The 20,413-nt window shown below is 61.4% G+C and carries 20 protein-coding genes and 2 pseudogenes; 19 read left to right on the top strand and 3 right to left on the bottom strand.

What is annotated here, in order from left to right:
* Window positions 1-80 precede the first annotated feature (80 nt).
* The 5 genes and pseudogenes from OKW41_RS13275 (at window position 81) to OKW41_RS13255 (ending at window position 4,950) form a co-directional block, all read left to right on the top strand.
* Window positions 81-1,731: pseudogene (locus OKW41_RS13275) on the top strand (GMC family oxidoreductase).
* The gene (locus OKW41_RS13270; RefSeq protein WP_429572781.1) at window positions 1,709-2,971 is read left to right on the top strand and encodes an NADH:flavin oxidoreductase/NADH oxidase family protein; all 1,263 of its coding nucleotides are present in this window, start codon (window positions 1,709-1,711) and stop codon (window positions 2,969-2,971) included. Before OKW41_RS13275 ends, OKW41_RS13270 begins: the two are co-directional and overlap by 23 nt.
* Before the next feature lie 37 nt (window positions 2,972-3,008).
* Window positions 3,009-3,998, top strand: coding sequence for an alpha/beta fold hydrolase (locus tag OKW41_RS13265; protein ID WP_429572780.1), 990 nt, complete (start codon window positions 3,009-3,011; stop codon window positions 3,996-3,998).
* Window positions 3,999-4,153: 155 nt separating this feature from the next.
* On the top strand, window positions 4,154-4,543 hold the full coding sequence (locus tag OKW41_RS13260; RefSeq protein ID WP_429572779.1) for an alpha/beta fold hydrolase: 390 nt from the start codon (window positions 4,154-4,156) through the stop codon (window positions 4,541-4,543).
* A gap of 212 nt (window positions 4,544-4,755) precedes the next feature.
* Window positions 4,756-4,950: a hypothetical protein gene (locus OKW41_RS13255; RefSeq protein ID WP_429572778.1), complete on the top strand. Its 195-nt coding sequence runs from the start codon at window positions 4,756-4,758 to the stop codon at window positions 4,948-4,950.
* 84 nt (window positions 4,951-5,034) lie between these two features.
* Here OKW41_RS13255 and OKW41_RS13250 read toward each other — a convergent pair whose 3' ends face one another.
* Entirely contained in the window at window positions 5,035-5,664 is a 630-nt protein-coding gene (locus tag OKW41_RS13250; protein WP_429572777.1) for a TetR/AcrR family transcriptional regulator, read from the bottom strand.
* Between the two features lie 132 nt (window positions 5,665-5,796).
* Here OKW41_RS13250 and OKW41_RS13245 point away from each other — a divergent pair, with 132 nt between their 5' ends.
* From OKW41_RS13245 to OKW41_RS13200, 10 genes are all read left to right on the top strand, one after another.
* Entirely contained in the window at window positions 5,797-6,879 is a 1,083-nt protein-coding gene (locus OKW41_RS13245; RefSeq protein WP_429572776.1) for an alkene reductase, read from the top strand.
* Between the two features lie 52 nt (window positions 6,880-6,931).
* On the top strand, window positions 6,932-7,720 hold the full coding sequence (locus OKW41_RS13240; RefSeq protein ID WP_429572775.1) for an SDR family NAD(P)-dependent oxidoreductase: 789 nt from the start codon (window positions 6,932-6,934) through the stop codon (window positions 7,718-7,720).
* A gap of 82 nt (window positions 7,721-7,802) precedes the next feature.
* Window positions 7,803-8,648 carry an alpha/beta fold hydrolase gene (locus OKW41_RS13235; RefSeq protein ID WP_429572774.1) on the top strand — a complete coding sequence of 282 codons (846 nt, stop codon included), beginning with the start codon at window positions 7,803-7,805 and terminating at the stop codon, window positions 8,646-8,648.
* Window positions 8,649-8,703: 55 nt separating this feature from the next.
* The gene (locus OKW41_RS13230) at window positions 8,704-9,102 is read left to right on the top strand and encodes a helicase (RefSeq protein WP_429572773.1); all 399 of its coding nucleotides are present in this window, start codon (window positions 8,704-8,706) and stop codon (window positions 9,100-9,102) included.
* A gap of 7 nt (window positions 9,103-9,109) precedes the next feature.
* Complete coding sequence (locus OKW41_RS13225; protein ID WP_429572772.1) at window positions 9,110-10,360, top strand: NADH:flavin oxidoreductase/NADH oxidase family protein; 1,251 nt, start codon at window positions 9,110-9,112, stop codon at window positions 10,358-10,360.
* A gap of 45 nt (window positions 10,361-10,405) precedes the next feature.
* Window positions 10,406-10,987: a TetR/AcrR family transcriptional regulator gene (locus tag OKW41_RS13220; RefSeq protein ID WP_429572771.1), complete on the top strand. Its 582-nt coding sequence runs from the start codon at window positions 10,406-10,408 to the stop codon at window positions 10,985-10,987.
* 76 nt (window positions 10,988-11,063) lie between these two features.
* A complete protein-coding gene (locus tag OKW41_RS13215; protein WP_429572770.1) occupies window positions 11,064-12,050 on the top strand; it encodes an MDR family oxidoreductase in 987 nt (328 codons plus the stop codon).
* A gap of 23 nt (window positions 12,051-12,073) precedes the next feature.
* Window positions 12,074-12,937, top strand: a complete 864-nt coding sequence (locus tag OKW41_RS13210; RefSeq protein WP_429573405.1) for an alpha/beta fold hydrolase — start codon at window positions 12,074-12,076, stop codon at window positions 12,935-12,937.
* 48 nt (window positions 12,938-12,985) lie between these two features.
* Window positions 12,986-14,035, top strand: a complete 1,050-nt coding sequence (locus OKW41_RS13205) for a quinone oxidoreductase family protein (RefSeq protein WP_429572769.1) — start codon at window positions 12,986-12,988, stop codon at window positions 14,033-14,035.
* Window positions 14,036-14,092: 57 nt separating this feature from the next.
* Window positions 14,093-15,094 carry an NADP-dependent oxidoreductase gene (locus OKW41_RS13200; protein ID WP_429572768.1) on the top strand — a complete coding sequence of 334 codons (1,002 nt, stop codon included), beginning with the start codon at window positions 14,093-14,095 and terminating at the stop codon, window positions 15,092-15,094.
* A gap of 660 nt (window positions 15,095-15,754) precedes the next feature.
* Here OKW41_RS13200 and OKW41_RS13195 read toward each other — a convergent pair.
* The gene (locus OKW41_RS13195) at window positions 15,755-16,600 is read right to left on the bottom strand and encodes an SDR family NAD(P)-dependent oxidoreductase (RefSeq protein ID WP_429572767.1); all 846 of its coding nucleotides are present in this window, start codon (window positions 16,598-16,600) and stop codon (window positions 15,755-15,757) included.
* Between the two features lie 143 nt (window positions 16,601-16,743).
* Here OKW41_RS13195 and gcvA point away from each other — a divergent pair, with 143 nt between their 5' ends.
* The gene (gene gcvA, locus OKW41_RS13190; protein ID WP_429573404.1) at window positions 16,744-17,670 is read left to right on the top strand and encodes a transcriptional regulator GcvA; all 927 of its coding nucleotides are present in this window, start codon (window positions 16,744-16,746) and stop codon (window positions 17,668-17,670) included.
* A 341-nt stretch (window positions 17,671-18,011) separates the two neighbouring features.
* Here the strand turns inward: gcvA and OKW41_RS13185 are convergent.
* A pseudogene (locus tag OKW41_RS13185) lies at window positions 18,012-18,871 on the bottom strand (MBL fold metallo-hydrolase).
* Between the two features lie 84 nt (window positions 18,872-18,955).
* Here OKW41_RS13185 and OKW41_RS13180 point away from each other — a divergent pair.
* From OKW41_RS13180 to OKW41_RS13170, 3 genes are read left to right on the top strand one after another with little or no spacing between them, the layout of a single operon-like run.
* Complete coding sequence (locus tag OKW41_RS13180; RefSeq protein WP_026226058.1) at window positions 18,956-19,273, top strand: ArsR/SmtB family transcription factor; 318 nt, start codon at window positions 18,956-18,958, stop codon at window positions 19,271-19,273.
* Between the two features lie 15 nt (window positions 19,274-19,288).
* Window positions 19,289-19,723, top strand: a complete 435-nt coding sequence (locus tag OKW41_RS13175) for a YeeE/YedE family protein (protein ID WP_187639541.1) — start codon at window positions 19,289-19,291, stop codon at window positions 19,721-19,723.
* A 1-nt stretch (window position 19,724) separates the two neighbouring features.
* On the top strand, window positions 19,725-20,156 hold the full coding sequence (locus OKW41_RS13170) for a DUF6691 family protein (RefSeq protein WP_429572766.1): 432 nt from the start codon (window positions 19,725-19,727) through the stop codon (window positions 20,154-20,156).
* Window positions 20,157-20,413: the final 257 nt, after the last annotated feature.

The raw sequence follows: 20,413 nt of genomic DNA, 5'->3' as shown, positions 1-20,413 counted from the left end.
AAACGGAGACAAACCATGAACGTCTTGCACGCTGATGTGCGCGTGGAGAGCGCGACCGGTGCAGGCTCGAGGTGCCCGCAATGAGTGCTTCCCATGATTTCGACTACATCGTCATCGGCTCGGGCTTTGGCGGTAGCGTGTCGGCCTGCCGGCTGACCGAGAAGGGCTACTCGGTTGGCGTAATGGAGATGGGCCGGCGCTGGACGGCTGAGGATTTTCCCCGGACCAACTGGGACGCGCGGCGCTGGATGTGGAAACCTGGTCTGAAAATGTTCGGCTTCTACAACATGCGCATCTTTCGCCACGTGATGGTCCTGAGCGGCAACGCGGTCGGCGGCGGCTCCATCACGTACGCCAACGCCCTGCTGATTCCGCCCGACAGAGTGTGGGACGAGGGCTCCTGGGCTGGCCTGACGGACTGGAAGCGCCATGCCGCAGTACTACGCCATGGCGGAGAAAATGCTGGGCGTCACCGAGAACAGGATGCTGGGCGAGGCGGATCTTCGGCTCAAGAAGATGGCGGATTTGCAAGGCGTGGGCGACACGTACCACAGCGGCCGCGTCGCGACGTTCTTTGCTCCCAAAGGCGAGGCCGGCGGCGAGACTTATCCTGATCCCTACTTCGGCGGTGAAGGTCCGGAGCGCGGCACTTGCGTCGGTTGCGGTGGCTGCATGGTGGGTTGCAAGCACAACGCCAAGAACACTCTCGACAAGAACTATCTTTACTTCGCGGAAAAACGTGGTGCACAGGTCTTTGCCGAAACCAGGGTGGTCGACGTGCGCCCGCTCAACGGCAAGGAAGACGGCAGTGACGGCTACGAGGTCTTCACCGAACGTTCAACTGCCTGGTTCGACAAGCAGCGGCGCAGTTTCCGCTGCCGCGGTGTCGTATTTGCCGCTTCTTCATTGGGCACGATGGAGTTGTTGTTCCGGCTCAAGCACAGCGGCTCCCTGCCGCGCATCAGCGACGACCTTGGCAAACGCGTGCGCACCAATGCCGAATCCCTGGTGGGTGTGCGCTTTCCAGCCAAAGACAAGAGCATGTCGCCCGGCGTGGCGGGCGGCGCCGGCGTCTATATCGACGAGCGAACGCACATCGGTGCAGTACGTTACCCGGAAGGCTCGGACGCGACGGGTCTGATGATGACCTTGCTGTGCGGCGGCCGTGCCGGATGGACGCGGATTTTCACCTGGCTATGGACCTTGCTGACCCATCCGCTCAAAGCGGCGCATGTGCACAACCCGTTCGGGTTTGCGCGCCAGACTGTCCTGTTCGTGGTGATGCAGACGGTGGATGCGTTTATCAACATGCAGTTCAAGCGCCGCTGGTACTGGCCGTTCAAAAAGCGGTTGTGCACCGAGGGCGGCCCGATTCCCACCTTCATCCCTGAAGCCAATGCGTTTGTTGAAAAGGGGGCAAAGGCACTGGGCGGCATTCCTACCACCTTATTGACCGAGATCCTGTTCAACATCCCCACCACGGCGCACTGCATGGGTGGGTGCGCGATGGCGGACTCTCCCGAACGCGGCGTCATGGATGTCCAGAACCGCGTCTTCGGTTATCAGAATCTGCTGGTCTGCGACGGCTCGATGCTCAGTTCCAACCTGGGCGTGAACCCCAGCCTGACCATCACCGCGCTGACCGAGCACGCGATGTCCCACATTCCGACGAAATCGTCCCTTGCAACCCTCCATCCGAGTGCTCTCCATGGCCAATCCGTCCTCATTTAACGCCAACCCGCTGAGCCAGCCGTTGCGTCTGCCCAATGGCAGCATGCTCCGCAACCGTCTCGCCAAGTCGTCCATGAGCGAGACGCTGGGTACCTATGACAACCATGCGACGCCCAGGCTCGTCGAGTTGTACCGGCGTTGGGCCGCTTCCGGTGTGGGCTTGCTGCTGACCGGCAACGTCATGATCGACCGCCGTGCGCTCGGCGAGCCTGGCAATGTAGTAATCGAGGACGAGTCCGACATGCTCATCCTGAAGCAATGGGCTCGCGCGGCCACCGATCAGGGCGCGGCCCTGTGGGTGCAACTAAACCATCCCGGCAAACAGTCGCCCAAAGGGCTGAACGTCAGCAACCTGTCGCCGTCGGCCATTCCGTTTCGCGAGGACATGGCGGCGTTTTTCGAGACCCCGCGCGAAGCCACTACCGCAGAGATCCGCGACATTATCCGTCGCTTTGGGCGCAGCGCCGCCATCTGCAAGAGCGCCGGCTTCAGCGGCGTGCAGATCCACGGGGCCCACGGCTATCTGATCAACCAGTTCCTGTCGCCTCATCACAACCGGCGCACTGACGAATGGGGCGGCAGCCCTGAGCATCGACGCCGCTTCCTGATGGAGGTTTACGCAGAAATCCGCCGCCGGGTCGGCAGCGATTTTCCAGTGGGCATCAAACTCAATTCGGCCGATTTCCAGCGCGGCGGCTTCACCGAGGAGGAGTCGATGGCCACCATCCACGCGCTTGCCGAGGCGGGCATTGACCTGATCGAGGTTTCCGGCGGCACCTACGAGGCGCCGGCCATGAGCGGCGCCTTCCAGCAGCCGCAAAAGGCCTCGACGGCAGCGCGTGAAGCCTACTTCCTGGAGTTCGCGGAGAAAGTCCGCGCGAAGAGCCCGGTGTTGCTAATGGTCACCGGCGGCTTCCGCACAGCTGACGGCATGAACGCCGCACTGCGTTCGGGTTCGCTCGACATCGTCGGCCTGGCGCGGCTGTTGGCGATCGACCCGGATGCGCCGGTTGCCTTGCTGCAAGGGCGCGACAGCCCGCAGCGCGTGCGGCCGATCAGCACGGGCATCAAACCGGTGGACCGCATGGGCATCATGGAGGTTCTTTGGTACACGCGGCAGCTCAGGCGCATTGCAGAGGGGGGCAATCCACGCCCCAAGGAAAGCGGCCTGATGGCCTTCCTCAAAAGTCTGGTGAATAGCAGTTGGGGCAACTATCGCACCAAGCGCATGCGGGCGTGATCGCTGACACGATCTTTCCACTATTACTGTCAAAAAAATGATCCAGGAGATCAATGCAATGCGTTGTCTACTGAAGGCAAGCGTCCTCGGACTCGCCCTGGCAGCTACCCTCGTTTCAGCGCCAGTGCAGGCGGCCGAAGTTTCGCCAGACAACGCGACGATGAGTTCGTCGCCGCTGAAACAGGAACTCGAGGTCAGCTGGAAAGATGCGCCAACGCAAACCATCACGGCAGGCGGAGTGGACTTCGCATATCGGGAACTTGGGAAATACCGTGGCGGCACGCCGGTGGTCTTTCTTACCCACCTGGCCGCCGTGCTGGACAACTGGGATCCTCGGGTGGTGGACGGCATTGCGGCGAAGCATCATGTAGTCACGTTCGACAATCGGGGTGTTGGCGCTTCCAGTGGTTCACCGTCGAATTCGATTGAGCAGATGGCTGACGATGCCATCGCCTTCATCAAGGCCATGGGATTCAAACAGGTAGATCTTTTTGGTTTCTCGATGGGCGGCATGGTCGCCCAGGAAATCGTGCTGAAGGAGCCGCAACTTGTTCGCAAGATTATTCTCGCGGGGACGGGTCCCGCTGGTGGGGAAGGCATCAGTGCCGTGACCGGCGTAACTTTCTACGACATGCTCCGAGGCTTTTTCACCGGCCAGGATCCGAAGCAGTATCTGTTCTTCACCCGTACGCCCAACGGTATCGACGCGGGCAAGGCATTCCTGGCTCGTTTGAACGAGCGCTCGGAGGACCGTGACAAGAAAATCTCCGTGACCGCGTTTCTCGCTCAATTGGAGGCGATTCGCGGTTGGGGCCGGAAAGAGCCAGAGAACCTGTCGGTGGTGCAGAACCCGGTGTTCGTTGTCAACGGCGACAGCGATCGGATGGTCCCAAGCAAGAACTCGGAAGACCTGGCGCGACGCCTTCCGAACAGCAACCTGATCATCTACCCTGATTCCGGCCATGGCGGCGTGTTTCAGTTCTACGCCGACTTTGTGCCCACGGCGCTAGAGTTCCTTGCTAAATAAGCTTTGAAGAAACGCCCGCCCGGGCGCGCGATCGTCGCAGGCAGCGTGCCGGAAGGACGAAGAGCACGTTTGAGGCAATAGCCTCCTGGTTCGGCAGTTGGCACCGAACATGAGCATTTCATATTCATATTTAGCAATTTAATAAGGATTCCAACATGATCGATACGCACTTCACCGCGCCGACCCGCTTCGTGGAAGTCGATGGCGATAGATTTGCCTATCGCCGCTGGGGCAACACGAGGACGACTGACCAGCCGCCATTGTTTTTCCCCCAACACTTCCGCGGCGGAATGGATCATTGGGATCGGCTCATGACAGACGGCCTGGCGGCAGGGCCTGAGGTGATCCTTTATAACGGTCGCGGCATTGCAAATCCCGAATGCGCCAACCGCACAAAGGGCAAGGAATCGGGGGAATTGGACGTTATTTCATTATCAGAAAGGTGCGGTAAGTTCCGTTTCCGGACTTTCAAAAGAACCAAAATTCACCATGACTTTCAGGGACGCCGCCAAGGGTTTTTCGACTCTTTCGGCGAAGGAAGGTAAAGAGGCATTCCTTGTGACTCTGCATCAAGAAGATCTCGCAGTCAGTGGTGACTTTGCGGAGGCAATGTCATTCCAGGGACCGACGGATTATCTGAAATTGAAAATATATGACAGAGTTGCGTAAAAGAATATTAAAGCGTTTCTATGGGAGTAGTCACAATATCCTGGATACTTGTTGCAATGCGCAGCCGATTCTTCTGATGGGGTGATCGATGGAGGAAATTTTGCCGAATCAAACGGAAACCGGTGGCCTCACATATTCCGAGGAGCAGGCCGATATTTTTGAAAGGTGGGTTCACTATTTTGGGGCGACCGACCCACAGGAACTCGATCTCGGAATGCTAATGGCTATCCACGAATGGGTCATGGACGGTCTGGAGCCGAGAGATCAAAGGCAAGAACGATAATCGGCCCCGCAGGGGGCCATCGGCTGTCTGACGTTTCGTGCTCCATGAGCCCCCGTACCTTCCTGCCGGCCGCCTTTGCCCGCGTCACTTCGGCTTGGCGGAGTTGTCGTTACCGTGATTGCGCGCAGGCGCGCGCGCTGTTGCGGACGGACTCAGTGACGCGAGAATCTCGTCGCGGCAAACCGCCAGGATTTCGTCGGCCAGCGGCGAATCGTCCGGGCAGGCGCGCGACATGATAACGGCGCCGACTGTGTGCGCCAGTATGTCGAGGGCCCTGGCTCGCGCCTGCCCTGAGTCTGCACCGTCCGACGCAGTGCCCTCGGGGCTCAGCGCAGCCAGCAGGCTCTCAATGCCGGCCGCAAACGTGGCCCGAACCGCTTCCGGCTGACGCGCGGCATCCCCGCCCAGTGCGGCCATCGTGCAACCGGTCGCGCGGGTGTCACGGTGCTCGCGAGAAAGGTAATACCGCACAAACTCAGGCGCGTTTACGCCCGCGCTCAACGCCACGGTCTGCGCGATGCCGCAGGCCGCCGATTCCGCCATCAGGTCGGCCTTGGAGCGGAACTGTTTGTAAAAGCCGCCATGGGTGAAGCCGGCGGCGGCCATCAGATCGGCAACGCCAACTCCATCGTAGCCACGCTCCCGAAACAGCTGGGACGCCGTCTCGACCACGTGCTCCCGGTTGGCCTGTGCCTGTGCCTTGGTGATCTTCATTTCTTGACCACGGTGGGTTCATATCTGCGAAGCCTCCATTATACATTGATGTCGACCGTCATCAAAACCTTGACAGGTTAGATTATGATCGTCATCATTGATCTCATTCCCAACTCCGGAAACTGACGCAACATGACCGACAAGACGCTTTTCGAGCCCTACGCCCTTGGCCGCCTGACACTCGCCAATCGCTTTGTCATGGCACCGCTGACCCGCAATCGCGCAGGCGCGGGGCTGGTGCCCAGCGAACTGGCCGCGACCTACTACGCCCAGCGCGCCTCGGCCGGCCTGATCATCACGGAGGCCACTCAGGTGTCAGCCCAGGCCCAGGGCTATCAGGACACCCCGGGCCTGTACACACCCGAGCAAATCGCCGGCTGGCGCAAGGTCACCGAGGCCGTGCATGCCAAGGGTGGACGCATCGTCGCGCAACTCTGGCACGTCGGCCGTGTTTCGCACGTCGATGTCCAGCCTGGCGGCGCTGCGCCGGTCGCGCCTTCGGCCATCCGCGCGGAGACGAAAACCTTCGTCAACAATGGCTTTGCCGACGTGTCGCAGCCACGCGCCCTCGAACTCGACGAATTGCCGGGCATCGTTGGCGACTTTCGTCGAGCCGCGGCCAATGCCATGGCCGCCGGCTTCGACGGGGTGGAGATCCACGGTGCCAACGGCTATCTGCTGGAGCAGTTCATCAAGGACGGGGCCAACCAGCGCACTGACGCCTACGGCGGCTCGATCGAGAACCGTGCGCGCCTGTTGCTGGAAGTCGTCGCTGCAGTGGTGGAAGAAATCGGCGCCGATTGCACCGGTGTACGCATCTCGCCTGTGTCGCCGGCAAACGGTATCTCGAGCAGCGATCCCCAGCCGCAGTACGACTACATCGCCGGGCAGCTCAGCGCGCTGGGCATCGTCTACCTGCACGTGGTCGAGGGTGCGACCGGCGGCCCGCGCAATGTCGCACCGTTCGACTACGACGCGTTGCGCCGCCGGTTCAGGCAAACCTACCTGGCCAACAACGGCTACGACCTGGAACTCGCTACCGCCAGGCTCAACGAGGGTAAAGCGGACCTGTTCGCCTTCGGCCGTGCATTCATCAGCAACCCCGATCTGGTCGAACGTCTGAAGACCGGCGCACCGCTGGCGCAGCCCGACTTCGCCACGCTCTATGGCGGCGGCGCTGCGGGCTACACCGACTACCCGACCATTGCCGCCTGAGGCGCGCGCTGCTTGCGTTCGCGTCCGAACCACTCTTGCAAAGGAAATACCCGTGACCTCGCTTCCGACTGTTCTCATCACCGGCGCCTCCTCCGGCATCGGCGCCACCTACGCCGAGCGCTTCGCCGGCCGCGGCCACGACCTCGTGCTGGTTGCACGCGACAAGGCGCGCCTCGATACGCTGGCCGCGCGCCTGCGTGAAGAACGCGGTGTGTCTGTCGATGTGCTGCAGGCCGACCTGACCCAGCCTGGGGATCTGGCCGCGGTCGAGACTCGCCTGCGCGACGACTCTCGCATAGGCATCCTGATCAACAACGCCGGCATGGGTCAGTCGGGTGGCTTCGTGCAGCAGACCGCTGAGGGCATCGAACGCCTGATTACGCTCAACACCACGGCACTGACGCGGCTCGCAGCCGCGGTCGCTCCGCGCTTCGTGCAGTCGGGGACTGGCGCGATCGTCAACATCGGCTCGGTGGTGGGTTTCGCGCCCGAGCTCGGCATGTCGATCTACGGCGCCACCAAGGCCTTCGTGCTGTTCCTGTCGCAGGGATTGAACCTCGAGTTGTCGCCCAGCGGCGTCTACGTGCAGGCGGTGCTGCCGGCGGCGACCCGCACGGAGATCTGGGAGCGCGCCGGCGTCGACGTCAATACGCTTACCGAGGTGATGGAGGTCGGCGAACTGGTTGATGCGGCACTGGTCGGCTTCGATCGCCGCGAGCTGGTCACCATCCCGCCGCTGCACGTGGCGGCGCGCTGGGACGCGCTGGATGGCGCGCGTCAAGGGCTTTTGTCGGATATTCGACAAGCGCACGCGGCCGATCGCTATCGGCCGGAAGCCTGACCACTGCGGCTTCTCTCTTACTCGAAAGCCAGGCCATGCCTTATCGACCGACACTCCGGCTCAGCCCTCAACAGATAACCCGATGACCGACACCCATATCACCACGCCCACGCGCTTCGCGGATGTCGACGGTACGCTATTCGCCTACCGCCGCTGGGGTAACACCGATTCCTCGCAGCCACCTTTACTGCTTCTGCAGCACTTTCGCGGCGGCATGGACCATTGGGACCCGTTGATGACGGACGGCCTTGCCGAAGGCCGCGAAGTCATCCTCTACAACGGTCGCGGCATTGCTTCGTCCGGCGGCCAGCCGCGCACCCGCATTGAGGACATGGCCGATGACGCGGCAGCCTTCGTTCGCACGCTGGGCTTGCCGCAGATCGATGTTCTGGGCTTCTCGCTGGGCGGTTTTCAGGCGCTGGATTTGACCTGGTGTCATCCCGAGTTGGTGCGCAAACTCATGCTGCTGGGTACAGGCCCACGTGGTGGCGACCCCGACATGGAGCCGCGCGTGCTGAGCACAGCGGTCAATCCCGTCCCCGTCTTCGAAGACTTTCTCTACCTGTTCTTCGGCCGGTCGGCGCATGCCGAGCAGGCCGCGAGGGAATTCTGGGAACGTCGCCATCAACGCGTCGACCAGGACCCACCGTCTTCCCCAGAGGTCGCGAAAGCACAGATCGAGGCCAACATGCTGTATCTGCCACGGCTCTCGGAGGACGATCCATTCGCCTACCTGCGTGGCATCCAGCAGCCCACGTTCATCCTCAACGGCGTCAACGACGTGATGATTCCGACGGTCAACTCGTTCTACATGGCCCGCAACCTGCCGAACGCCCAGTTGTTCATCTACGCGGACTCGGGCCACGCTGCGCAGTTCCAGCACCCGCAGCGTTTTCTTTATCACGTGGAGCGGTTTCTGAGCGAGTGACGACCACGCCACTCATCGCCCCGAAGTCACGATCCAGTATCCAAAGGCCCTCGCCATGCTCAAGTTCAAGTTCCTGCTGTGGATGTTCACCCAGCTCCTGAAACGACAGATCAGGAACAACCCCGACTGCGCGAAGTACGTCGCGGGCAAGACCCTTGTGTTTCAGATCCGCACGGTGTCCGGCGTCGGTCGCTACTACGTCATTCGCGATGGCGCCATCCGATCTATTGGGGGACTGACGGCGAACCCCCAGTTCACGCTCACTTTCAGAGATGCCGTCAAAGGCTTCGCGATCCTGTCGGCCAACGAAAGCCAGGCGGCCTTCCTCAGAGGCCTGGGCAACAAGGATCTGATCATTAGCGGCGACTTTCGCGAAGTGATGTGGTTTCAGGGCCTGACGGCATTCCTGCAGCCCCCGAAAGTCGTTTCGCCATACAACCGCACCGCGTTCTGAGCTGTCCATGAAACCAGATCTGCTGAACCAGCCGTTGAGCCTGCCCAATGGCAGTGTGCTGCGCAATCGGCTCGCCAAGGCGGCCATGAGCGAGACGCTGGGCACCTACGACAATCGTCCGACTCCGGACCTGGTGCAGTTGTACCGACGCTGGGCGGCCTCGGGGCTGGGACTGATCATGACGGGCAACGTAATGATCGACCGTCGCGCCCTGGGCGAGCCTGGCAATGTGGTGATCGAGGACGAAACTGACTTGCCTGCCCTCCGACAGTGGGCACAAGCGGCGACTGGGCAAGGGGCGGCCATCTGGGCACAGCTCAACCATCCGGGCAAGCAATCGACCAAGGGTTTAAACGCATTCAACCTCGCGCCGTCGGCCGTTCCCTTCCGCGAGGACATGGCCGCGTTCTTCGAAACCCCGCGCGAAGCCACCACGTCCGAGATCCACGACATCGTCGAGCGCTTCGGCCGCAGCGCGGCGATCTGCAGGAAGGCCGGGTTCAGTGGTGTGCAGATCCACGGGGCGCACGGCTACCTGATCAGCCAGTTCCTGTCTCCGCATCACAACCGTCGCGAAGACGAATGGGGCGGAACTCCCGAGAAGCGGCGCCACTTCGTACTGGCCGTCTATTTGGAGATCCGCCGGCAGGTCGGTCCGGAATTCCCGGTGGGGATCAAGCTCAACTCGGCCGACTTCCAGCGAGGCGGCTTCACCGAGGAAGAATCGATCGAAACGATTCGCGCGTTGACCGACGCGGGCATTGACCTCATCGAGATCTCGGGCGGCACCTACGAGGCACCCGCGATGAGCGGTGCGATGCGAGAGTCGAAGAAGGTTTCCACCGTGGCCCGCGAAGCCTACTTTCTCGAATTTGCCGAGAAGGTGCGGGCCGCCGTAAAGGTGCCGCTGATGGTGACCGGCGGGTTCCGCTCGGCGGCCGGCATGAACGCAGCCCTGCGCTCTGGCGCGCTGGATGTGGTGGGCCTGGCGCGGCTGCTGGCGATCGATCCCGAAGCACCAGCCGCCTTGCTGCACGGGCGCGATAGCCTGAGGCAGGTGCGCCCGATCAACACCGGCCTCAAGGCTGTCGATCGCATGGGAATCATGGAGGTGCTGTGGTACACGCGCCAGCTCAAGCGCATTGCAAGGGGTAGAGAGCCGCGTCCCGACGAGAGCGGACTGTCAGCGTTCGTGAGGTCTGCTTTCAATAGCGGCTGGGGCACCTTTCGCACGCGGCGCCTGCGGGCGCGGAATTGAGTGCCGAGGGCTGGCGATCAGAGACTCACCACTGGTGAACGTCATATGAAACGATCAACAACGCGATCCAAGGAAGTCACGCACGAGCGCATCGTCGAAGCTGGTGCACGCGCGATCCGCCGCTGTGGCTATGACGGCATTGGCATTGCGGACATCATGAAAGAGGCCGGCCTCACCCACGGCGGGTTCTACGCGCATTTCGCCTCACGCGAGGCCATGCTGGCCGAGTTGGCAGACCGCGCAGGAGCCGAGGCCATCGCCACCTTTTTGCAATTCACGGCCGCCGTGCCCGCCGAACAATCCCTGCAGGCGCTGCTGCGCGCCTATCTGTCCAAAGAGCACGTGAAAAACCCGGAGGTCGGTTGCCCGATCGCCGCGCTGGGAACGGAAATGCCGCGTCAGGCGCCGGCGGTTCGACGCGCAATTACCCACCGCATCAAGGAAATGATCGACATGGTCTCCCGCCAATCGGCCGACTGGGGCCAGCCCGGTGCGCACGAGCGCGCCCTGGCGACCGCCGCCACGATGATTGGGGCGGTCGTGCTGGCGCGCGCGGTCGACGAAGAACCGCTGTCCAGATCGTTGCTGGAGGCGGCGCTGGAGCACCTCATCCCAGCGGCGGATTGAGTCTCCATCGGCCTTTTTTTATCCCTGAGCATGATGCTCGACATATGAAACCCGTGCCCCCAAAGGAGAAGTGATCATGACATTCAAGGCGCTGCTGGCCACCAGAACCGGCGATGCGATTGCCACCGCCCTGGTCGATTTCGACGAAGCCGACCTGATGCCGGGCGACGTCACCGTCGCGATCGACTATTCGACGGTGAACTACAAGGACGCGATGGCTGTCAGCGGCCTCGCGCCGGTGATCCGCCAGTTCCCGCTGATTCCGGGCATCGACTTTTCCGGCGTCGTGGAGGCTACGTCGCACGCAGGGTTCGCGGTGGGCGACCGCGTCGTCGCCAACGGCTGGGGCCTGAGTCAAACCCACCATGGCGGTTTCGCGCAGAAGGCACGCGTCAGGGGTGACTGGCTGGTCAAGCTGCCTGACGTGTTTTCGACGCGCGATGCCATGGCCATCGGCACGGCGGGGTACACCGCGATGTTGGCCGTGCTCGGGCTGGAGCATGCGGGAGTGACGCCGGATAAAGGCAATGTGCTCGTGACTGGGGCCGGCGGCGGGGCCGGGTCCATCGCCATCGCCTTGCTGTCCACGCTGGGGTATCGGGTGGTGGCCTCGACCGGGCGGCTGGAGGAGACGGGCTACCTGCGCGAGCTGGGTGCGGAGGAGGTTATCGACCGTCGCACGTTGAGCGAGCCGGGTGCACCGATCGCCAAGGAACGTTGGGCCGGAGCGATCGACTCGGTGGGCAGCCACACGCTGGCCAACGTACTGGCGCAGACCTGCTACCGCGGCGCGGTTGCAGCCTTCGGGCTCGCGCAGGGCGCGGACCTGCACGGCTCGGTGTTGCCCTTCATCCTGCGCAACGTTACCCTGGCCGGCATCGACTCGGTCAACACACCGCAGGACGTGCGGGTGCAGGCATGGGCACGTCTGGCCACCGACCTGGACCCCGGAAAGCTCGCACGCGCTTCCCAGGTGGTCGGCCTGGCCGAAGTGCCTGGTCTTGCATATGCGGTACTCCAGGGTCAGGTGCGTGGCCGCACCGTCGTGGACGTCAACGCGTGAAGGCCGCAGCCAGGGAATCGATGATGTTCAGTTTGAACCCAGATAGCCAATCGGCAACGTTCTATGCCCACGCACAGAACAACCAGGTCAGGGCGGGCGGAACCACCTTCGCTTACCGCGAACTGGGCCCGCATGGCGGCATCCCGCTGATCCTGCTCAACCACTGGGGCGCCGTGCTGGACAACTTCGACCCGCGTATCGTCGATGGCCTGGCCCGCAAGCATCGCGTTATTGCGATCGACTACCGGGGAATCGGTTCGTCCGGCGGCATTGCGCCCGTGACCGTGGACGAGATGGCGGGCGACACCATCGCGTTGATCCGCGCGATGGGTTTCGATCAGGTGGATCTGCTCGGCTTTTCGCTCGGCGGCTTCGTCGCGCAGGACGTGGCGCTAAAAGCGCCGGATCTGGTGCGTAGGCTCATCCTCACAGGCACGGGTCCCGCGGGCGGTCAGGGCATCGATCGCGTCGGTGCCATGTCCTGGCCACTGATGCTCAAGGGCCTGCTGACGCTGCGCGATCCCAAGACCTATCTGTTCTTCACCTCCACGGCCAACGGCCGGCAGGCAGCAGGCGCATTCCTGAAAAGGCTGAAGGAACGCAAGGCGGGTCGCGACAAGGGGCCGACACCCCGCGCCTTGCTTCGCCAGCTCAAGGCGATCAAGACCTGGGGCCAGCAGGCGCCGCAGGACCTCACCCGCCTGCACATGCCTGTCCTCATCGCCAATGGAGACAACGACATCATGGTGCCAACCACCCTGAGCCACGACATGGCCCGCCGCATTCCCAACGCGCAGCTCGTCATTTATCCGGACGCCGGGCACGGAGGCATCTTCCAGTATCACGCCGACTTCGTGCCCAAAGCACTGGAGTTTCTGGCGCAATGAATCCTTCGCGGTCAGCGACGAGCGAAGTCCTATGAAGCTGAGCAGAAAGTGAATTTCGAACAGGTCTCGTCGAAGACAGGCCTTGCCGTACTTCACCCAAATTTGGAGAAACAGATGAAAGCAGTCCGGTTTCATAAGACGGGCGGCCCCGAAACGCTGGTTTATGAGGAGGTGCCCGATCCGACACTCGCCGACGATGAGGTTCTCATCCGCGTCGAAGCGGCTGGAGTGAACTTTGCCGACGTCATGCGTCGACGCGGCGACGACTATCCTGAGCCGTCCCCCACGCCCTTCACGCTGGGTGCTGAAGTGGCCGGTACGGTCGCCGCCGTCGGGAAGGCCGTGACCTCGCTCCCCGTCGGCACGCCGGTGCCGGCCGCGCCGGGAGCAGGCGGTTATGCACAGTACGTCCGCGTGCCCGCCGCCATCGTGATGCAGCTGCCGCCAGGGCTCGACTTGCTACGCGCTTCGGCGCTGGTTGCCCATGGCCTGACCGCCGCTCTGGTCCTGCGCAAGGCCGCACGACTGGCGCCGGGCGAAACCGTGTTGGTGGAGGCTGCGGCAGGCGGAGTGGGGTCGCTCGCCGTACAACTCGCCAGGCTGTATGGCGCTGGCAAGGTCATCGCGGCCGCCAGCAGCCCCGCAAAGCGGGCTCTGGCCGAGCGCCTGGGGGCTGATGCGTCGGTTGACTACACCGCCCCCGACTGGGCCGGGCAAGTGCGCGGGCTGACCGACGGCAAGGGTGTAGACGTGATCCTGGAGACAGCCGGTGGCGACAACGTCGCCGAGGCGTTCAAGGCATTGGCTCCGTTCGGACGCCTGATTTTCGTCGGCCAGTCCAGCGGCAAGACCAGCCTGATCGACCCGTGGAAGCTGACCGTCCCCAACCACACCGTCACCAGCTTTTACGTCGGTGCCTACCTGGCCTTCCCCGATCTTATCCAGGCGACGCTGACCGAGCTCATCGGGCTGGTCCTGTCCGGCAAAGTAACGCTGCAAACGGAAACGGTGTTGCCGCTCTCGCAGGCCGCCGAAGCACATCGCCTCCTGGAAGGGCGCAGCACCACCGGTAAGGTCGTGCTGCAGCCTTGGGCGTGAGTTGGATTTCATCCGGAACTCTGCCCGTCATTTACCCAACATTGGAATTAGAGCAACATGAAAGCGCTCACCTTCAAACGCTATGGCAAGTCACCCGAGATCGGGTTCGCCGAAGTGCCTCGCCCCACGCTAAAGCCTGATGAACTGTTGGTCCAGGTCCACGCGGCGGGGTTGAACCCAATCGACAACATGATTCCGGCGGGAACGTTCAAGCCCGTCCTCAAGTTCGAGTTGCCCGCTACGCTGGGCAGCGATATTGCTGGTGTGGTGACTGAGGTCGGCAGCCGTGTGACGCGTTTCAAGCCGGGCGACGCAGTCTTTGCCAGCCTCTTCGATCTCGGTAGGGGCTCGATCGCCGAATTCGCGGCGGTGCCGGAGAGCGTCGCCGCGTCGAAGCCGGCCAATCTCGACTTTGTGCAGGCTGCGGCCGTTCCGATGGTCGGACTCACCTCCTGGCAGGCGTTGAAGGAGCGCGCCAATCTTCGAGCTGGCCAGAAGGTGTTCATCCCTGCCGGGTCCGGCGGTATTGGCACGTTTGCGATCCAACTGGCAAAGCACTTCGGCGCCAGGGTGGGAACGACCACCAGTACGGGCAACGTCCAACTGGTAACCAGTCTGGGCGCAGACGAGGTCGTCGACTATAAAAAGCAGGAATTCGAGAAAGTGCTGCGCGGCTACGACGTGGTGCTTGGCACTATCAGAGGTGACGCGATTGAAAAATCGATGGGCATCCTCAAACCGGGGAGCAAGATTGTGTCGCTTATCGGGCCGCTGGACGCAGCGTTCGCCCGCGCTCGCAGGCTGAACTTTATTCTGAGGTTTGTATTCGGGCTAATGAGCCGCAAGATCATGCGGCTTGCGAAGAAGCGGGAGGTGACGTATTCATTTCTCTTCGTGCGCCCCGATGGAGCTCAGCTCGCCGAAATTGGCGAACTGATTAAGTCAGAACGCATCCGTCCAGTCATTGACAAGGTGTTTCCGTTTGAGCAAGCGAAGGAAGCGCTTGAATACCTGGCCCAGGGACGCGCCAAGGGCAAGGTCGTCGTCAAGGTCAAGTGACGCGCCAAACGGTTGGCTGTGGACGAACGTGCCCTCGACCATGTGACGTTCGAGGAGGTCGGCTTCAATCTCGATCAGGCGCTCTCGCACGTCAATTCGCTATTCCGGCGCGCAGACACGGAACTGGTTCGGCGGGCACACAGAACACTAGAGGGTGCCCAACAGTCGTTCAATGCCGCGAATGCGACGCTACAGCATGACGCGCCGATGCAGTCGGACTTACGACAATCGTTGACGCGAATTGCGTCGGACGCTTGCCGCATTGAGGGCACTCTCTGATTACGTGGAACAGCACCCCGAATCACTCGTGTGGAGAAAATCAGCGGATCATTGAGTATTCGATTTTTTTTGTCGGTACCTAGGACCGCGAGCCACGGTGCTCTCACGCTCAGGGAACTCAGAGATTTGCGTGTTCCATTCGGCAGTGACGTTTGCACGCGGTCAACCGGCAAAACGGAACACTGCGTGCAGCGAAGGCACCCTTGGCGGCTCATCCGTACTCCTCGGCAGATTCGCAATTCGGTAACAAATCTTCCGGTAATAACCGACCGGCTGAAGTGTGCCTGATCTCTGTCGTTCACCGTCGGGCCTCGGTGAGGAAGCGCGCTGCGTTAGACTGTCTCGTAAAAACCGGGATCCGGGCCGTCTTCGAGCAGCAAGCTAAAGTGATTTGCAGAAAGATTGACCTCTCCTTTCAGCGTGGCACGTCACTCCTGGCGACCGGCCATCACACCGCTGGCGACCGGCCATCACACCGCCGTCGACCGGCAACACCGCGCCCGTAATCCAGGAGGCGCTCGGCGATGCCAGAAAAAGGATCGCCTCGGCGATATCGGCCGGTCGGCCGTTGCGCCCGAGAGGATGGAACGCATTGAATGAGGGCAGCGTCTGCTTGACCTGATTGTCCGTCATGAACGTGTTGTAGATCGGCGTCTCAACAACGCCTGGAGCAACTGTGTTGATGCGGATATTCGCTGGCGCAAGCTCAATGGCCAGGTTGCGCGTGAGAGCATGCACTCCAGCATTCGCTGCCGAGTAGGCCGAAGACGGCGTCGCACCGATGGCCTGCAGGGCCCAGAGCGAGCCGGTCTGAACGATGGCGCCGCCGCCGCGTTGCTTCATCGCGCGCGCCGCGGCCTGTGCCATGAAGAACTTGCCTTTGAGGATGGTGTCGAGGAACCAGTCGTAATCGGACTCGCTCAGCTCCAAGAATTCCTTGGGTCGGAATACGCCCGCGTTGTTGATCAGAATGTCGACACCGCCAAACGCGTCGATCGCGACATTCACAAGCGCAGCGCCCGTGGCTGGTAAAGCGATATCCCCTGCGTACGTGCGCACTTTGATTCCTGCGGGGTCGATTTCGGCAGCGGCTTGTTTGAGCTTAGCCTGATCGCGGCCACCGATAACCACGCTAGCGCCGGCGCGCACCAGGCGGATGGCCACCTCCTTGCCGATACCGGAACCGCCACCGGTGATGATGGCGACTTTAGACGAGAAACTATTCATTGTGGAAGTCCTTTGTGAACCGAACGCGGATTGAAACTTTCGAGTTGATTCGAAAGCTTTGCGTGGTGACCACATTATTGGATGACACGTATGGATTCACAAATGAGATATTCTGCCAGTCACTGAAAGAAATTCTTTACGTGATGACTGCTCCAATCTTCCTGAATGCGTTACGCGCGTTTGAAGCAAGCGCGCGCCACCAGAGTTTCTCTGCAGCGGCGACCGAGCTGAACGTCACGCCAGCGGCGGTGGGGCAGCTCGTCCGCAGCCTGGAAGAGTGGCTTGGCATGTCGCTATTCCATCGAGGCAGCGGTGGGCGGGCGCGTCTGGTGCCCACGGAGGCGGCGGTAAGGGCGCTGCCCGACATTCGCGACGGGTTCGATACGTTGAACGTCGGATTCGCAAGACTTAGAGAGCGGTCACCGGTCGGGGTGCTGACAGTGACGCTCAGTCCCGCGTTCGCGGCAAAGTGGCTTCTGCCCCGCATCGACCGCTTTCAGACCGCATGGCCCGAAACTGACATTCGCCTTGACACAAATCTCAAGCTGGTGAACTTCGCGACACAAGGCATCGATATCGGCGTGCGCTATGGAGCCGGACACTGGCCGGATCTGGAGGCAGAAAAGCTGATGGACGAGGAAGTCTTCCCCGTCTGCTCGCCCGTGTTTCTTGAGCGTCATCCGGGAATCCGCAACCCCGCCGACCTGGACGGACTTACGCTGATCGATGATCTATCTGTCGATCGGCAAATAGGGTTCGTTACCTGGGACGCGTGGCTCGACAAAGTGGGCATTAAGCTGACCGCGGCCCGATCGAATTTGAAGATCAATAGTTCCTCTGCCGTCCTTCAAGCCTCGATCGATGGCCATGGGGTAGCGCTGGCGCGTAGCGCTCTTGCACGCGACGATGTGGCCTCAGGGCGATTGGTGCGGCTTTTTCCAGATATCGAGCGGCCGTCGGAACTTGCCTATTACATCGTCTATAGGAAGGAGTGCGCTAACCTGCCAAGACTCGTTGCGTTTCGCGAGTGGCTTCGCGAAGAGGCGTCCAGCGACAGAAATGCGACCTAGTCAATGGCCTGCATGCGACGAGAGCTTTAAAGGAGCGTCACTAGTCAGACGGAGTAACCCAACGGAAGCAGGTCCAACACCAAACAGGGTCCCGAAGAGGCAGCCATTGGATGGTCGCGTCGTAGGTCCGGGCTCAATCAACCTATCCGTGACTGTCAATTAGGCCCGCGCCCCCCGCGAGTCCGGCGTGTTCTAACTGGTCTTCAGCGAAAAAACCAAGAACGACGGACGCTTCAATGAGTTTATGGTTCGCACCACGTCGCGCCGTCGCATGCTTTGGCGGGTGCCGCAACGGTCCCAGCCTGCCGACTCGATGCACTCGGAGCAGCTAGTGGTTTGAATCAAAGTGCGTTTAAGGGAATCTTCAGGTAGCGGGTGCCGTTCTCGTCGGCAGGAGGCAAATCGCCGGCCCGTATATTTACCTGCACAGAAGGCAGGATGAGAACGGGCATCGCCAGCGTTGCATCGCGCGCTTCGCGCATGCTCACGAACTGTTCCTCTGTGACACCGTCGTGCACATGGATGTTATGTGCACGCTGCGCGAGCACGGTAGTTTCCCATTCGGGTTCACGGCCCTTGGGTGGATAGTCGTGGCACATGAAGAGCCGGGTGTCGCCTGGCAGGTCCAGCAGCTTTCGAATCGACCCGTACAACGTGTGTGCATTGCCACCCGGGAAGTCGCAACGCGCGGTGCCGACATCCGGCATAAAGAGCGTGTCGCCCACGAAGACCACATCGCCAATCTGGTAGGCCGTGTCGGCAGGTGTATGACCGGGAACACACAGCGCTCTGGCCGTCAGAGCTCCGATAGAGAACGTTTCGTTTTCGCGAAACAGATGGTCAAACTGGAAGCCGTCAAGCCGGAATTCGGGCTCCAGATTGAAGAGCTTCTTGAACACGCCCTGAACGGTGCGAATGTGCCCTCCAATCGCAATCTTGCCGCCTAGCTGGTCGCGCAAATAGTGCGCTGCGGACAGGTGGTCCGCGTGTGCGTGCGTTTCCAGTATCCACTGAACGTGCAAGCCTCGCTGGCGCACGAACTCGATGACCCGGTCGGCGTTCGTCGTCGCAGTGCGTCCTGCCTTGGGGTCGTAGTCAAGGACTGGGTCAATGACTGCACATTCCTGACGCCCGGACTGAAACACCACTAAGTCACCGTGCCGGTGACCGGGTCGAAGAACGGCTGAACGATGGGCTGCATCCTGACCTCCTCAGATGTACTCATTCTATTCACAAATAATCTACAATGCAATATAATGTTTGTGTGTAAATTATGGGTGGTGAGATGAGGAAGAAGTCCGTCCCAATCGACCTGTCGGTGATGCAGGCATCGGCAGAGAAAGCCTGTGCGCTACTGAAGGTGCTGGCCAATCCCGACAGGTTGCTTCTGATGTGCCAGTTGTCGCAGGGCGAGTTGTGTGTGAGTGACCTGGAAGAACAGTTGGGCATACGTCAGCCGACACTCTCCCAACAGCTCGGCGTACTTCGCGATAACGAGCTCGTGGCGACACGGCGAGAGGGAAAGAGCATCTTTTATTCCATCGCAAGCAAGGAAGCGATTGCGGTCATGAACGTGCTGTATGACCAGTTTTGCGCCCAATGAAGGTGAGGAGGGGGTATGTCGATTGATATCGCGAGTTTTACGCCGGGCCTGTCATTGACTGGCGGTCTGGTGATTGGCGCCGCGGCTGCCGTGCTTGTTTTATTCAACGGACGTATCGCCGGCATCAGCGGCATCCTCGGTGGCCTGCTGGGCACGCCTCAGAAAGATACGGGGTGGCGTGTCGCTTTTCTTGCAGGGTTGATTGGGGCACCTGCGCTGGCAAGCCTGCTCGGGAACCCGGTAGCGCCTGATATCCAGGCGGGGTGGGGCGAAATACTTGTCGCGGGCTTTCTGGTTGGCATTGGCACGCGTTACGCAAGCGGTTGCACGAGCGGTCACGGTGTCTGTGGCATCTCGCGGGGCTCCGTCCGTTCGCTGGTCGCAACGGCCACATTCATGGCAAGCGGTTTTCTGACCGTATTCGTGTCCAGACATTTGCTGGGAGGCTGAAATGGGTTTGCTCGCTGCTTTGCTTTCCGGCCTGCTGTTCGGCGTCGGCCTGATGGTGTCCGGCATGGCCAATCCAGCAAAGGTGCTGGGATTTCTCGACCTCGGGGGACGATGGGACCCTTCACTGGCATTCGTGATGGCCGGGGCGATAGCCGTAGGCTCTGTCGCGTTCCTGTTTGCAAAGCGCCGCAAAAAATCCCTGCTGGGGCTGCCCATGCAGATACCGGCCAGCACCAACGTAACGTTGAGACTTGTACTGGGAAGTGCGGTGTTTGGCGTCGGCTGGGGGCTTGCAGGATTTTGCCCGGGGCCCGCACTGGTCGCCTTGGGCGCTGGCCTCCCAAAGGCGTGGGGTTTTGTGGCCGCGATGTTCGGCGGCATGGCCGTGTTCGAGTTCATTGAGCGCGTGAACCTGCGTCGACAAGAGGCTTGACCCGCTGGGCACTGATAGGCGGCCCGTCATCGGTTCATGATTATCAGAACCCTCGTCTCTACTATCCTGGAATCATAGACACCGCACGGCATGACCCGCAAGCCGTGCCGTTTTGGCGAAAGCTCGTCAGGAACCGTCGGCAAGTCGAGCAAAGAATATATGGGCCGGTCTGCAGAAGCTTCTGGTTCGGCGTACACGCAAAACAACTTGCTAGATGCGTTCAAAGCCATAAAAGCCTCCCTCGTCTGATGCCGGGC

It is taken from the genome of Paraburkholderia sp. UCT70 (genome assembly GCF_050434085.1).
Taxonomy (GTDB): domain Bacteria; phylum Pseudomonadota; class Gammaproteobacteria; order Burkholderiales; family Burkholderiaceae; genus Paraburkholderia; species Paraburkholderia tuberum.
The sequence above is the reverse complement of the archived record's forward strand: the minus strand, read 5'-3'. Positions and strand labels throughout refer to the sequence as shown.

Coding starts and splice junctions, on each gene's coding strand:
- OKW41_RS13270 (WP_429572781.1), top strand. CDS start 1,709: ATGGCCAATCCGTCCTCATTTAACGCCAACCCGCTGAGCCAGCCGTTG.
- OKW41_RS13265 (WP_429572780.1), top strand. CDS start 3,009: ATGATCCAGGAGATCAATGCAATGCGTTGTCTACTGAAGGCAAGCGTC.
- OKW41_RS13260 (WP_429572779.1), top strand. CDS start 4,154: ATGATCGATACGCACTTCACCGCGCCGACCCGCTTCGTGGAAGTCGAT.
- OKW41_RS13255 (WP_429572778.1), top strand. CDS start 4,756: ATGGAGGAAATTTTGCCGAATCAAACGGAAACCGGTGGCCTCACATAT.
- OKW41_RS13250 (WP_429572777.1), bottom strand. CDS start 5,664: ATGAAGATCACCAAGGCACAGGCACAGGCCAACCGGGAGCACGTGGTC.
- OKW41_RS13245 (WP_429572776.1), top strand. CDS start 5,797: ATGACCGACAAGACGCTTTTCGAGCCCTACGCCCTTGGCCGCCTGACA.
- OKW41_RS13235 (WP_429572774.1), top strand. CDS start 7,803: ATGACCGACACCCATATCACCACGCCCACGCGCTTCGCGGATGTCGAC.
- OKW41_RS13230 (WP_429572773.1), top strand. CDS start 8,704: ATGCTCAAGTTCAAGTTCCTGCTGTGGATGTTCACCCAGCTCCTGAAA.
- OKW41_RS13225 (WP_429572772.1), top strand. CDS start 9,110: ATGAAACCAGATCTGCTGAACCAGCCGTTGAGCCTGCCCAATGGCAGT.
- OKW41_RS13220 (WP_429572771.1), top strand. CDS start 10,406: ATGAAACGATCAACAACGCGATCCAAGGAAGTCACGCACGAGCGCATC.
- OKW41_RS13215 (WP_429572770.1), top strand. CDS start 11,064: ATGACATTCAAGGCGCTGCTGGCCACCAGAACCGGCGATGCGATTGCC.
- OKW41_RS13210 (WP_429573405.1), top strand. CDS start 12,074: ATGTTCAGTTTGAACCCAGATAGCCAATCGGCAACGTTCTATGCCCAC.
- OKW41_RS13200 (WP_429572768.1), top strand. CDS start 14,093: ATGAAAGCGCTCACCTTCAAACGCTATGGCAAGTCACCCGAGATCGGG.
- OKW41_RS13195 (WP_429572767.1), bottom strand. CDS start 16,600: ATGAATAGTTTCTCGTCTAAAGTCGCCATCATCACCGGTGGCGGTTCC.
- gcvA (WP_429573404.1), top strand. CDS start 16,744: ATGACTGCTCCAATCTTCCTGAATGCGTTACGCGCGTTTGAAGCAAGC.
- OKW41_RS13180 (WP_026226058.1), top strand. CDS start 18,956: ATGAGGAAGAAGTCCGTCCCAATCGACCTGTCGGTGATGCAGGCATCG.
- OKW41_RS13175 (WP_187639541.1), top strand. CDS start 19,289: ATGTCGATTGATATCGCGAGTTTTACGCCGGGCCTGTCATTGACTGGC.
- OKW41_RS13170 (WP_429572766.1), top strand. CDS start 19,725: ATGGGTTTGCTCGCTGCTTTGCTTTCCGGCCTGCTGTTCGGCGTCGGC.